13 protein-coding genes and 1 other annotated feature are annotated in these 13,770 nt (G+C 51.0%); of the genes, 4 read left to right on the top strand and 9 right to left on the bottom strand.

What is annotated here, in order from left to right; all coding sequences use genetic code 11:
- Window positions 1-287: 287 nt before the first annotated feature.
- From citG to I2D83_RS09610, 8 genes are all read right to left on the bottom strand, one after another.
- On the bottom strand, window positions 288-1,193 hold the full coding sequence (citG, locus tag I2D83_RS09645) for a triphosphoribosyl-dephospho-CoA synthase CitG (protein ID WP_205948002.1): 906 nt from the start codon (window positions 1,191-1,193) through the stop codon (window positions 288-290).
- The gene (citX, locus tag I2D83_RS09640; protein ID WP_080516310.1) at window positions 1,171-1,698 is read right to left on the bottom strand and encodes a citrate lyase holo-[acyl-carrier protein] synthase; all 528 of its coding nucleotides are present in this window, start codon (window positions 1,696-1,698) and stop codon (window positions 1,171-1,173) included. The genes citG and citX overlap by 23 nt, the downstream gene beginning before the upstream one ends.
- 25 nt (window positions 1,699-1,723) lie before the next feature.
- Window positions 1,724-3,253 (bottom strand): citrate lyase subunit alpha, encoded by a 1,530-nt coding sequence (gene citF / locus I2D83_RS09635; RefSeq protein WP_205948001.1) that lies wholly within the window; start codon window positions 3,251-3,253, stop codon window positions 1,724-1,726.
- 53 nt (window positions 3,254-3,306) lie between these two features.
- Window positions 3,307-4,182: a citrate (pro-3S)-lyase subunit beta gene (citE, locus tag I2D83_RS09630; RefSeq protein ID WP_014915099.1), complete on the bottom strand. Its 876-nt coding sequence runs from the start codon at window positions 4,180-4,182 to the stop codon at window positions 3,307-3,309.
- Window positions 4,182-4,472, bottom strand: coding sequence for a citrate lyase acyl carrier protein (gene citD, locus I2D83_RS09625; RefSeq protein WP_015840004.1), 291 nt, complete (start codon window positions 4,470-4,472; stop codon window positions 4,182-4,184). The genes citE and citD overlap by 1 nt, the downstream gene beginning before the upstream one ends.
- A gap of 23 nt (window positions 4,473-4,495) precedes the next feature.
- Window positions 4,496-5,560 carry a [citrate (pro-3S)-lyase] ligase gene (citC, locus tag I2D83_RS09620; RefSeq protein WP_205948170.1) on the bottom strand — a complete coding sequence of 355 codons (1,065 nt, stop codon included), beginning with the start codon at window positions 5,558-5,560 and terminating at the stop codon, window positions 4,496-4,498.
- An 88-nt stretch (window positions 5,561-5,648) separates the two neighbouring features.
- Entirely contained in the window at window positions 5,649-6,533 is an 885-nt protein-coding gene (locus tag I2D83_RS09615) for a fumarylacetoacetate hydrolase family protein (protein WP_181828403.1), read from the bottom strand.
- Window positions 6,534-6,648: 115 nt separating this feature from the next.
- Window positions 6,649-8,019, bottom strand: coding sequence for a 2-hydroxycarboxylate transporter family protein (locus I2D83_RS09610; RefSeq protein WP_015840001.1), 1,371 nt, complete (start codon window positions 8,017-8,019; stop codon window positions 6,649-6,651).
- A 420-nt stretch (window positions 8,020-8,439) separates the two neighbouring features.
- Between I2D83_RS09610 and I2D83_RS09605 the strand changes: the two genes are divergently transcribed.
- Window positions 8,440-10,044: an ATP-binding protein gene (locus tag I2D83_RS09605; protein ID WP_205948000.1), complete on the top strand. Its 1,605-nt coding sequence runs from the start codon at window positions 8,440-8,442 to the stop codon at window positions 10,042-10,044.
- Window positions 10,045-10,150: 106 nt separating this feature from the next.
- The gene (locus I2D83_RS09600; RefSeq protein WP_015839999.1) at window positions 10,151-10,852 is read left to right on the top strand and encodes a response regulator; all 702 of its coding nucleotides are present in this window, start codon (window positions 10,151-10,153) and stop codon (window positions 10,850-10,852) included.
- Window positions 10,853-11,471: 619 nt separating this feature from the next.
- Here I2D83_RS09600 and I2D83_RS09595 read toward each other — a convergent pair.
- On the bottom strand, window positions 11,472-12,317 hold the full coding sequence (locus tag I2D83_RS09595; RefSeq protein WP_205947999.1) for an SDR family oxidoreductase: 846 nt from the start codon (window positions 12,315-12,317) through the stop codon (window positions 11,472-11,474).
- A gap of 284 nt (window positions 12,318-12,601) precedes the next feature.
- On the opposite strand from I2D83_RS09595, the gene hisL reads away from it, so the two are divergent.
- Together hisL and hisG are read left to right on the top strand one after the other, a co-directional pair.
- The gene (hisL, locus tag I2D83_RS09590; protein WP_106389040.1) at window positions 12,602-12,649 is read left to right on the top strand and encodes a his operon leader peptide; all 48 of its coding nucleotides are present in this window, start codon (window positions 12,602-12,604) and stop codon (window positions 12,647-12,649) included.
- Window positions 12,625-12,746: a sequence feature (His leader region), on the top strand. (Overlaps the previous gene by 25 nt.)
- 122 nt (window positions 12,747-12,868) lie before the next feature.
- Entirely contained in the window at window positions 12,869-13,768 is a 900-nt protein-coding gene (hisG, locus tag I2D83_RS09585; protein ID WP_015839996.1) for an ATP phosphoribosyltransferase, read from the top strand.
- Window positions 13,769-13,770: the final 2 nt, after the last annotated feature.

The raw sequence follows: 13,770 nt of genomic DNA, 5'->3' as shown, positions 1-13,770 counted from the left end.
GTCAATGGCTTATATTGATGCACGCCTCTCCGTTATCTTTCAAGTCTATGTGTGCCACTACGATGCCACCGTACTGACTGCATATTGAAAACGATCATGCGGAGTGTCTGAAATCGTAAGATATAGATTTGTGCAAACGATATCGGCAGTTTGCCCAACTACTTTAGCGGAATAATAGAAAAAAGGTGAGCAGAAGCGACCAGATAATGGCGTTTTTCTGTACATCGTTGATGAGTACAATATTGCCATTAAGCGACTATTCTGCCCCAGTGTATGGGCCCGCAACGCTATTCGGCAGGATAGTGATACAGCAACCAGGTTAACGCCAGCAAATCGGCACTACCGCCTGGGCTAAGGTTTTTGGCAATCAGTGCGTCATCCATCTTGATTAGCGCCTGACGATCCAGCGGACCAACCAGTAATTTCTGCGCGTAAGCTTGCACAAACGCCAGTCCGTCCATTCCACCGCGAGAGACGACATTGGTGTCAGGATTGTGGGCCATCAGCACCAGCAGCGTCCGTAACAGCGCGGTTTCGTTATCCGCCCCAGCGGCAATCGCCTGCTGCAAAGCAGGTAGTGCGTACTGACATACGGTATTGAAACCGCTAGCGGCTTCCCCCCTTGCGCCCGTCAGCCCATGACGCTGATAGAGGTGCTCACCCGCCGTTGCCGCGCCGGAGCAGGTTTCCAGCTCATTACGTACCAGATCGTGACACATTGCGGCAACGCTGTCGCACAGGCTGCGCTGCGTCACACGCTCTCCCCGCCCTGCCAACCAGCCTGCGGCAGTGCACAGCAGGCCAAACGCGAAAATTCCGCCTTTATGGGTATTCACGCCTTTCGTCGCGGACAGCATCGCCTGTTCGCAAGCGATACCGATAGGCCGAACCTGAGACAGCAGTTGCGCTAGCGGTATATTGGCGTGCTGATAACCCGCATCGGTAAAATGCCGAAACCAAGGCGAAATCGCCTGAATGCTGGTCTGGAATAGCGCCACATCCATATCACGATGAGCACCGTTATTCGCACGATCCACCAGTCCAGGTTTCGGCGTCAGCATTACTTCCATCGTCAACGCATGCGCAACACGCTGGTCGATATCCGGCAACGAATCACATTCCCGATACTCGCTGACGACGGAATGAGAGAGTGCGACCGACAGTACACCGTCAGGCTGGCGTAAAGTAGGCATTGACCTTGTCCTCAATGTGCTCAAGTAATTCAGATAACGAATGGCGACGTGAACGGCTACAGGCGTGTGCCATCTGATTGCACAAGAGGCAGGAGCGTCCGCTGTGCGCCAGCATCGACCGACCGATCGATCCCTCTTCCGGGCTGAAGATGTCGAAATCCCATAGCCGCCCCAGTTCGTGGCTATCTTCCAGCGCAATAGTCGCCGCTTTCACCGACAGCGCATCTTTGGTGATGGCCCACAGCGCTTCCGCTCCGGTTGCCAACCAGAATGTCTGCTGTTCCAGCACCATCCAACCTCTTGCCTGACACAGAAACGTGAATGCTTTGATCGCTTCGGCCATCACCTGTCGATAGCCTTCGCTATCTTTTACTGGCCCCGGCGTAACCAGCGTCAACGACACCAGCGTCGCACCGTGCCGAGTGAGCCATTCTTGCTGGCGAACTGCGCGGCATTCCTTTGCCGCGAGTAAGGTTTCCAGCGAAATGGAAACAGCATTTGTCATCATCGATTCCCTCATGCGTTCACGCTTATTCGTCGGCTTCTTTCACCTGACGAACGACGTCAATCACGCTGCCATCGCGATAACGAATGACGCCGACGATGCGGTCATGAAACTCGATAGCGCGTGGTTCACCAACCAACTCAATCGCACGCTGATACAACGCCTCAATCGTCATCACCGTCAGCCCCGCCTGTTTCAGACGTTCAGCAACTTCAGGACGCGCCGGGTTTACGGCAATGCCGTGATCGGTCACCAGTACGTCAATGCTTTCTCCCGGCGTAACGCGCGTCGTCACCTGACGCACCACGGTCGGGATACGGCTGCGGATCAGCGGTGCCACGACAATGGTCAGGTTCGCGGCTGTCGCGACGTCACAGTGCCCACCGGACGCCCCGCGCATCACACCGTCGGAGCCGGTAATCACGTTGACATTAAAATCGGTGTCAATTTCCAGCGCGCTGAGAATCACCATATCCAACTGATCGCAGCAGGCCGCTTTAGAGCTTGGGTTGGCGTAAACGTTAGTGGAAATCTCGACATGGCCTGGATTCTTCGCCAGTGACGCCGCCGCATTGGCATCAAAACATTGCGTATCGATCAGTTTTTCGATCAGCCCTTTTTCATGCAGATCGACAATGCCGCCGGTGATACCGCCGAGGGCAAAACGCGCCACAATGTTCTGTTGACGCATTTTATCTTCGAGGAAACGCGTACAGGCCGTAGAGGCCGCACCGGAGCCGGTCTGGATAGAAAAACCATTTTTGAAATAGCCAGCATGTTCAATCACATCCGCCGCAGAACGGGCAATCAACAGCTCACGCGGATTGCTGGTGACGCGCGCCGCGCCCACGCTGATTTTGGCCGGATCGCCGACTTCATCAACCTGAATTATATAGTCCACCTGATCCTGCACGATGCTGGCGGGCATATTGGGGAACGGCACCAGACTTTCGGTCAGCAGTACCACTTTACGGGCAAACTGCGCATCGACCATCGCATAGCCCAGCGAGCCACAGCTGGATTTCCCGACGGTACCGTTGGCGTTACCAAATTCATCACTGCACGGTACGCCCAGAAAAGCGACATCGATATTCAGTTCACCGCTTTGCAGCAAATGAACACGACCGCCGTGGGAATGGATTTGTACCGGTTCTTTCATGAGTCCGTGGGAAATGGCGTCGGCCAGCTTGCCGCGCATCCCAGAGGTGTAAATCCGGCTGATCACACCTGCCTTAATATGTTCAATCAGCGGTGCGTTACAGCTCATCAGTGAGCTGGATGCCAGCGTCAGGTCGCGAAAGCCCATGCGTGCCAGTGTATCAATCACTAGATTAATCACTTTATCGCCTTCGCGGAAATGGTGGTGGAAAGAGATCGTCATTCCATCTTTCAGGCCGCTGTGACGAATCGCGTCTTCCAGATCGGCACACAGTTTGCGCTCATGCTTTTGGGCAACATCATTCAGCCACGGTGTATTTTGATTCGCGTTGACGAAAGCTTGCAGATGACGTTTTTCCGGGTACTGCTTTTGCAGTGCTTCAATAAAATGACTCATTGTCTAATCCTGTAATTCCTGAGAGCGGCCGTTGCGGTGTAATCGCGCAACGGCTATTTGCGAACGCCGGAGGCCTGAGCACGTTCCAGCACTCTTCTGGCGTGGTCGATAATCGGCCCGTCGATCATTTTTCCATTCAGGGAAATAACGCCCAGACCGGCACGTTCGCCCTCTTCGGCGGCTTTGATCACCAGATGGGAATAGTCCACTTCATCCTGCGTAGGCGCATAGGCGTTGTGTAACAGCTCAATCTGGCGCGGGTTAATCAGGGATTTACCGTTGAAGCCCAGCTTGCGGATCAGATCGACCTCTTTCAGGAAGCCTGCATCGTCATTGACGTTGGGATAGACCACGTCGAAGGCATCGATACCGGCAGCGCGAGCCGCATGCAGCACCGCGCAGCGGGCATAAAACAGCTCCGTGCCATCGCCGCGCTCTGTTTGCATATCCATCACGTAGTCAAACGCCGCCAGCGCAATCCCGATCATGCGCTCGGAAGAACGTGCAATCGCGACCGCGTTAATGACGCCAACCGCAGACTCAATCGCTGCCATGATGCGCGTAGAACCCACTTCACGGCCGCAGGCTTTTTCGATACGAACCAGATGATGTTCCAGTTCATCCACATCATCGGTGGAGTCCGTTTTCGGCAGACGGATCACATCGGCACCGCCGCGCACCGCCGCTTCAAGATCCAGCAGACCAAACGGTGTACTGAGCTGGTTGATACGCACCACGGTTTCAATATCGCGGTACATCGGGTGTTGTAGCGCATGGAAAACCAGCAGGCGTGCGGTATCTTTCTCCCGCAGGGAAACCGCATCTTCCAGATCGAACATGATGGAGTCAGGCTTATAGATAAATGCATTGGACAGCATGGCGGCGTTAGCACCGGGGAGGAACAGCATACTGCGGCGAAGTTTATTCATTATAATGTCTCCCATTCAATCTGCTGTCCGTCTGTCGCGCGCAGCACCGCGCTTTGCACGCGGGCACGGATGACACAATCCAGTGCGCCTTTGTCATCCACAATGATTGTCCCTTCTTGTACGCCTAGCGCCGCCAGCGTCTCATTCACAACCTGTTTGATTTGGTGGCCGAACTGCTTCATGACTTCACTGTTGATAACCACGGTGAGTTTCCCGTCTGCCGGAGCCACTTTGACCAGCAGATCGCTGGATTCAAAGGTGCCCGCCAGGGACTCCTTAACAATCTTCATAGACTTATCCTGATTAATTTTAATTACGCGTATTCGGGTTCGTAGTAGTGCTGTAAATGCTCAAAGGTTGAGACTGGCACGATGTCCTGAATACGGCTGTACTGCCGAAGTTTGAGTAATTTCCTGACTTCCGAAGCGGAAATGGCCAGTCCTGAGGTTTGCCGTTTACGTTCAATTTCAACCACGCTTAATGCGGGGGAAGACAGCGTCTGGTCTTTCTCCAGCCAGTAGTGCATGTCCTGGTTGTACTGATTCGTCACCGGGCAAAAGGGTTCGGTGCCAACGAAACGCTGGGTGATCCCGAGCGCTGGCGCGATATATTTCCTGAAAATGATTAAATCCAGCGCCGCATGGGCGCGGGTGATGAGCTTCTCTTCTTTCAGGAAATAACCGGGGAACGTCGCTTTAGAGATCATGTAGTTCGAGCCAGCATGCACCGTGATATTGCGGATGTGCTCCACGCCACGCTGCACCATCTCCAGGCGCTCGCTGAAAGGGAAAAAAGAAACATCTTCCCGTACCACGAATACATGCAGCCAGTCGCACGACTGCGCCGCGTGTTCCGCCAGATAGCGGTGCCCTAACGTGAAAGGATTCGCATTCATGACAATGGCGCCGATCTTTTTATCTGTCCGCGTCGCAAGCGCTTCAGGCTGTGTGAAGGCAGCTAAAGACTGGCAATACTGTTGAATGCCAATCGGCGTATTTTCCATCAGTACTGCGTTGTCCTGATAGCACGCCAGCGGATAGAAACCACATCCACGGAAGATGTCGACATTTTCCGGTCGGGTATAAAGAAACAGGTGGAAATGGCCGCGCTGTGCTGCCTGCTGCATCACTTCATTCACCACCTGCACGCCCAGATTGAGGTGCCTGAATTCAGGATCGACCGCAACGCACTTAATGGTGTTGGAAGCCAGCCCTGCGCAGGCGATCAGTCGCCCGCCCAGTTTGCCAACCACAACGATGTCAATATCGTCATCCATGCCGAGCTGACAGTGTGCAAGGAATTGACGTACCGCGCCCCTCTCCTGCTCCCGAAGGCGCACATCCAGCGTGTCAAAAAAGACGGAATCATTGGCATACATCACGGTTCTTCCTGCAACTCGAATGGGTTATGGCATCATTGCAGGCTTGCCGGTTTTCACACCGGCAGCCTTGTACTTACACTTATGCTCAGTGTGCGGCAGCTTCAGCGGCAGTCAGCGTCGATTTCAACGGCGCAGCGGCATCCACTATCGTGTTGCGTAAATGACCGATGTTTTCGATTTCCACTTCAATACAGTCACCGGCGTTCATAAACAGCGGCGGATTGCGTTTTTTCCCCACGCCGCCCGGTGAACCGGTGATGATCACATCGCCCGCACTCAGTTCAGTAAAGGTGCTGATGTATTCAATCAATTCAGCCACTTTGTGGATCATGCTGCTGGTATTGTCGTCCTGTACCATGCGGCCATTCAGATACGTGCGGATTGCCAGTACATGCGGATCGGGAATTTCATCCGTGGTGGTCAGATAAGGGCCGAACGCCCCGGTTTTCTGCCAGTTCTTGCCTGCGGTAAACCAACTGTGCTGCCAGTCACGCGCAGAGCCGTCCATGTAGCAGCTGTAACCAGCAACATGAGAAAGCGCGACATCCTGAGAAATATTCTGCCCGCCTTTACCGATAATGACCGCCAGTTCGCCTTCATAATCGAATTCGCTGGAATAATGCGGTTTAATAACCGGCGTCGCGTGTCCGGTTTGCGAATCTGCAAACCGCACAAATAACGTTGGCGCAGGATTCAGCTCATTAAATTCCTGACGTTTAGCGGCATAATTCATTCCTACGCACAGTATTTTCCCTGGTGCGGTAATAACCGGTAGGAACGTCACATCGGCGACCGCAATATCCGACGTATTCATACTGAATTCATGCGCAACAGGTAGTGCATTCTGCGCCAGTAATGCTTTCAGATCGGGGTAACGGTGACCAATTTTACTGCCGAGATCGATTAATCCCGTTGGCGTATAAATGCCGTAACTGTCCTTACCGTTATAACGATAGCTTGCAAGTTTCATAATATTTCCTGTGCAAAATAAACCCACGCGTATTGGCGGAATTTATTTCGTTAACTCAACTTATTTTTTCAACACACGATTTCTTGGCTCAGCATCTTTTATTTTCTGTCTGACATCAGACTAAAAAGTTGGCGAGTACCAGTAGTGAAATCGAAACGTTAATGGCACCGCCGATACGTGTGGCAATCTGCGCGAAAGGCATCAGCACCATACGGTTACCCGCCGTCAGAATCGCGACGTCACCGGTACCGCCCTGTCCGCTCTGGCAGCAGGAAATAATGGCAACATCAATCGGGTGCATACCGATCTTTTTACCCACAAAGAAGCCCGTCGCGACCAGCGTGACTACGGTAGAAATAATCACCAGCAGATTTTGAATCGTGAAAGCGTTCACCAGTTCCTGCCACGGTGTAATCGCCACGCCAACGGCAAACAGAATTGGGTACGTCACGGAAGTCTGGAAGAATTTATAAACCACCTGAGAGCCTTCCAGCATTTTCGGTGAAACGCCGTGAGCCAACTTCACTAGCACAGCGGCAAACAGCATACCGACTGGCGCAGGCAGGCCAATGACTTTGTGGCCAAGCATACCGATCATATACAGCAGGATGGCCAGCAGCGCGCCAGAAGCAATGGTCGTCACATCGGCTTTACCGCTAAAGGCAGAAGCAGGGGCACTGCTTTCACCGTTGCCCAGATTGTTGCCTTTATTCGGCATCAGTTCGCCTTCGCCAGTCAGGTGTGGATAGCGTTTACCCAACTGATTCAGCACACCGGCAATGATGATAGCGGTCAGGCTACCCAGCATCACGATTGGCAAGACGCGGCCCAGTGCCACCCCCTGATCCATGTGCAGAATCGTGGCATAGCCGATAGACAGCGGAATGGCGCCTTCACCTACCCCACCCGCCATAATTGGCAGAATCAGGAAGAAGAAGATTTGGAACGGATCCAGACCCAGCGCAATACCTACGCCCATGCCCACCAGCATCCCAGCAACTTCACCGCACAGCATAGGGAAGAAAATACGCAGGAAGCCCTGAATCAGCGTCTGCCGATTCATGCTCATAATACTGCCGACAATAATGCAGCAGATGTAGAGATATAGGATGTTGGTACTTTTGTAGAACTTGGTCGTGGATTCAACAACAACGTCCGGCAGCAGGCCATAATGCACCATCGCCGAAGGAATGAAGGTCGCACAGATTGCCGCTGCCCCCATCTTGCCGATAATTGGCAGACGCTTGCCAAATTCACCACAGGCAAATCCAAAGAATGCCAGCGTCGCCACCATCACAACGATGTCGCTCGGCAACTTACCATTCAGGCAGTCGATACCAATTAATACCCCCGCCAGCACAAAGAGCGGCACCGGAATAATACCTACTTTATAGGTATCCAGAATGTGCCACCATTTTTCCTTTAATGAGACCTTCCCAGCCGCCTCATTATTTACAACAATATATGAATCATCAGTCGTACTCATAACTCACTCCCCCGTTTTATTTTGTCAGCGCATCATAGGGTTCAGGGTCGTATTATTATGTGATTCCCTTCAAATTAAAAAATGAGTTTTAAAGGTGTTTATGGTTTTTATGGTTTATATTCGAAAATCGTTTATAACGCAGGCAGTTAGATGAATTTACGCTCAAAATAAATTTTAAGGTTTTTATGGTGTTTATGGTTTTTATTTCCCAAACATAATTATGTTGATAAAAAGTAATTAAGTTGTTTATTAAACAAAAAGGATACGTTTAATTTTATCTTATTATTACCGACACTCTATTGCTTGCAACCTATTTAAACGTGTTATTGCTCACAAGTTTTTTCCTCTCAGTCCATTCTTATTACCATTCGTGATAAATTCATCAGCTATTTCTCATTTACCGTCAGGCAACCGCATATCATGAGATTGAGACTTTCCTTTCATATCAAATTATTTATCTATTTGATCGTCTTCTTCTCTGCGTTACTTCTGATGACAGGCATTTATTATTATCACGATATCGATAAGCAGCTGTATTCCGAGTTGGGTACGCGCGCGCAGGTGCAGGCCAGAGAGATCGCCATCATCCCAACGCTGGTGGAATCGGTAAAAAATAGAGATATTAAACAGATATATACCCTAGCTCAGCAATTAAAACAGCGTAGTGATGCCAGCTATATCGTGGTCGGTGATAATCAGGCGCGTCATCTGTTTCATTCTGAATACGCGGAAAGCGATAAGCTCGTCGGCACGCAAATGGTCGGCGGAGATAATTTCGACGTACTCGCGGGAAAAAGCGTGATTACCGTGCGTCACGGTAGCATAGGTGTCTCACTACGCAGCAAAGCACCGATCATCGCTGACGGTCAGGTTATCGGTATTGTCTCCGTTGGTTATCTGAAAACTCACATCGACAACCTGACCTTCAGTAAACTGGCGCACATTCTGTTGGCCATTCTGGCGCTCTTTGTCGCACTGTTTATCTTTTCCTGGTGGTTCTCGCGGAATCTGAAAAAGCAGATGTTTGGCCTCGAACCTCTTGAGATTCGCATGTTGGTCAGGCAACAGAAAGCACTGCTCGAATCGATCTATGAAGGGGTCATCGCCATCGACAAACAGCACCGCATCGCCGCCATTAACCATGCGGCCAAAGAGATCCTCGGGCTGAACGAACCGTCCTATCTGTTGCGCGGCAAGCCGATTGATACCGTCATTAAACCCGTGCCTTTTTTCTCTGGCGAGGCCATGTGGAACAGCGACACCCACGATGAGATCTGCCGTTTTAACCATGCCACCGTGATTGCCAGTCGGGTACGGATTATGCTGGAAGATGAGCTTCAGGGCTGGGTCATCAGCTTCCGCAGCAAAAACGATATCCATACGCTTAGCATGCAGCTTAGTCAGGTAAAGCGTTATGCAAACAGTCTGCGTATTCTGCGGCATGAGCAATTGAACTGGACAGCAACGCTGGCCGGGCTCCTGCATCTAAAACGTTATGACGAAGCGATAAAATATATTGAAGCACAGTCGGAAAGCGCCCAGGTAGTGCTGGATTTTGTTTCCCGCCGCTTCTGTTCGCCCGCACTGTGCGGGTTACTGCTGGGTAAATACGCAACGGCTCGGGAAAAAGGCATTGAGATTGTTTTCGATCCACGCTGCCAGCTCACCCATATTCCATCGGCGCTAAGCGAGACGGAATTCATGTCCATCATTGGTAATTTGCTGGATAACGCAATGGAAGCAACATTAGCCACTACAGCCCCACATTATCCTGTCGAGGTGTATATCTATGATAGCGAACAAGAACTGGTCATTGAGGTCGCCGATCAGGGAACGGGGATCGATCCGGCGATTGCCGATAGGTTGTTTGAAATGGGCGTAACCAGTAAAACGCAGGGCGATCACGGGCTGGGGCTGCATCTGGTGTCTAGCTACGTTAACCAGGCGCAGGGAATGATTGAAGTCTCGACCAATCAGCCGAATGGCAGCATATTTTCCCTATTTATACCGCTATCCCCCAAATAAGTTGATCTGCCAAAAGTTGCAAGACGCATAGGCAACGTGAAATATGACAGGTGTAACGGATAGCAGATCTTCTTTTATGTTTCAGATACTAACAGGGATTCACACCATGCAGCACACTGAACATTTCGATGTCTTAATCGTTGAAGATGAAAGTAAGCTGGCAACTATTCATGCTGAATTTATTGAAAAGCATTTCAATCTGCGTGTTGTCGGGATTGCCGCGACGCTTTTTGAAGCCAAAAAACTCCTTCAACAACATAGACCACGCCTGATCCTGCTCGATAACTATTTGCCCGACGGCGAAGGGGTTTCGCTGATTGAAAGCCAACTGCTCAAAGGAATGGACTGTTCCGTCATCTTTATTACCGCAGCCAGCGATATGAACACCTGCGCTCAGGCCATTCGCTGCGGAGCCTTTGACTACATCATCAAGCCGCTCTCCTATCCGCGACTGCGCTCTTCGCTGGAGCGATTTATTCAATTTGTAAAAACTCAGCACACCTACAAAATTGTCGATCAACAGAACGTCGATATTCTCTATCAGTTGCAATCGTCCGGTGCCGCGCCTTCCTCATCAACAAAAGGTATTGAGGAGAACACGCTGGGGTTGATCAAGCAGATTTTTGCCAGCGATGGCGGTGAGACGCTGTATTCCGTCGATGATATCGTCGAAAAAACCGGGTTGAGTAAAACGACGGCGCGCCGCTATCTGGAGTTTTGCGTTGAAAACCAGTTTCTCGATATCGAAATGCGTTACGGAAAGATTGGTCATCCACGTCGGCTGTATCGTACAAAGCACACCCACTAGGTACCACATCCCTATCCTATGGCGGCGAAATGTGCCGTCACAGGGTATGCAGCAGAGACAGACGCCGATGTAAGATAGGGTAGATAAAAAATGCGATAAGAACTCAGGAAAAGAATAACGCGATTAATCGATCTGTCAGATCCGCCGACATTAATACCAAATTTAACCATTCGTTATTTTTACCCTACTTGTATTTTCAATACGTTTCTCATCCATCCATTTCCTTCTCTATTTTTTAAAAATTAAAAAACAATCAAAATTATCTGTGTTTATTCTTAAACGGTTTCAGTAACGCTTATTGGTAGTTCAACCTGAATTTGCAGTGCCGTTGTCCAACCGCAGGAGAGAAACCTCACGAATTATCATTAGGAAGTTGCTCGAACACTTTCGCATGTCCCAATCTGACAACCGCGCCGCTTTACGTGCGTCTTCCTCTACGCCACGACATGCGCTATCAAAACTAGTGCCAACGGCAGACAAAAAAACCGTCTCGCCAGAGAGCGACTGGACGTCTTTTTAACCGCTCACGCCCGGATAGCTCCATGTGCGTCCGGGCAAATCAAACATCCTATTCGTGATATCAAAAACCGTGATATCAAAACCCTGATGCATATGATGCTTAACTCTGCGCCCCCTCGTTCAGCGGCATTGTTGATGGATTAGGATATTGATAGTCAAACCCAAGTTCATGGCAGATACGCTGTCCATCAACAATTCGACCCCGATCGCTCTCGGCTACGGGGGCAAACTGCGGCGGAGACACGTGCAACCTACGCGCCTGTTCAGGATAAAAATCCTGTCTGGCAGGGTGTTCCGGTGCGCACAGGTTATAGATATGTCCACCGTTCGGTAGTTTCAGCAGTAACAGAATAGCCGCCAGCACATCTTCCTGATGCACCAGATTCACGCCATGATTGCCACGCGGCAGATTGGTTTTACCAGCAAGAAAACGCCCGGGATGGCGATCGCCGCCGACCAACCCTGCCAAACGCAGGATATCCACCGACGTATCGGGTAAATGCTGTAGCCACTGTTCGAGGGACACCAGCGTCTTCCCTGCTACCGTCGTCGGTTGTAGCGGCGAGGTTTCTCTTACTATACCGCTACCATCACCATAGACCGACGTTGAACTGGTAAAGATAATGCGCGGGACATGAAACACACGCGCCATATTCACCAACTGCTGTACCGCTTGCACATACCCTTCACCCCCCTCCGCCGTTCGGCTGGCGGGCAACGTCACGATCAAGACATCAACCTGTTGTAATAGCGCGCTAAGCTCGTCAGCGTCACATTCCAATTTTGGCGTCAGAGACAATTGATAGCACTCAATGCCGCTCATACGTGCGGCCTCGACGCCGTCCTGAGTGGTTTTCGTTCCCGTTACGTGGTAGCCGTGTCCATTCAACGTCAAAGCCAGCGGCATACCCAGCCAGCCCAATCCAACAATCGATACTTTTTTCATCAGCCGTTCTCCCCTGCAAGGAGCCTGTTAAGTAACACTACGCACGCCTACAGAGTAAACGGCTTTCATACCTATCGCTACGGCTGCCTGTCCGATTTCAGCAACCCTTTCTGCCTATCACAAGCCGATATCCCGTGCGGTTAGGCAGGCGCATCACACAACCCAAAATGAACTGCCTACATCTGCTAAAAAAATGTTGCACAACAACCCGAACATGGTTTAGGTTATTCGACAGACAAATCGTTATTGATTTAATAAATACTGACACAACCAAGAGACAACTTATGACACGCGTTCTGTTTAACCACCATCATCACCATCATCCTGATTAGTCTTTCGGGCAGTTGGTGCTGGAAGACGTTAAGATCTTCCAGTGGCGCAGAACACAAAGAGAGCCCTCGGAAGATCATCTTCCGAGGGTTTTTTTATGCGCGCTATCCTTGCGCGCACCTTGCAGGCCGTTGCTATGCAACGTTAAAAAACGTTCCCGACGTTTTTTTATGCTCGCTCTATTTCCAAAAATTTAAATTTGACAGGTTAATGAGGTTTCCATGCTGGATAAAACACGTTTACGGATAGCAATGCAGAAGTCAGGCCGCCTGAGCGACGATTCACGCGAACTGCTGGCGCGCTGCGGGATCAAAATCAACTTACAGCAACAGCGCCTGATCGCGTTCGCAGAAAATATGCCGATTGATATCCTGCGCGTGCGCGATGATGATATCCCCGGTCTGGTGATGGATGGCGTGGTCGATCTGGGCATCATCGGCGAAAACGTTCTGGAAGAAGAACTGTTAAACCGCCGCGCTCAGGGCGAAGATCCGCGTTACTTCACGCTGCGCCGTCTGGACTTTGGCGGCTGCCGCCTGTCGCTGGCGATGCCATTGGACGAAGACTATACCGGTCCTGAGTGTCTGCAAAACAAACGTATCGCCACCTCTTATCCTCACCTGCTCAAACAATATCTCGACAGAAAATCTGTCAGCTTCAAATCCTGTCTGCTTAACGGTTCTGTCGAAGTTGCACCACGTGCTGGTCTGGCCGATGCCATCTGCGATCTGGTATCGACCGGTGCCACGCTGGAAGCCAACGGCCTGCGTGAAGTGGAAGTGATTTACCGCTCCAAAGCCTGCCTGATTCAACGCGACGGCGAGATGCCCGCAGAGAAACAACAGCTGATCGATAAACTGCTGACCCGTATGCAGGGCGTGATTCAGGCGCGCGAGTCAAAATACATCATGCTGCACGCGCCTAGCGAACGTCTGGAAGAAGTCATTTCCCTGCTGCCCGGCGCCGAGCGTCCAACCATTCTGCCACTGGCGGGTGACCAAAGTCGCGTCGCCATGCACATGGTCAGCAGCGAAACGCTGTTCTGGGAAACGATGGAAAAACTGAAATCGTTGGGTGCCAGTTCCATTCTGGTTCTGCCGATTGAAAAAATGATGGAGTGATG

Source organism: Pectobacterium aroidearum (assembly GCF_015689195.1).
Classification (GTDB): Bacteria; Pseudomonadota; Gammaproteobacteria; order Enterobacterales; family Enterobacteriaceae; genus Pectobacterium; species Pectobacterium aroidearum.
Note: the sequence above shows the minus strand (reverse complement) of the source record. Positions and strands in the feature narration are given on the sequence as shown.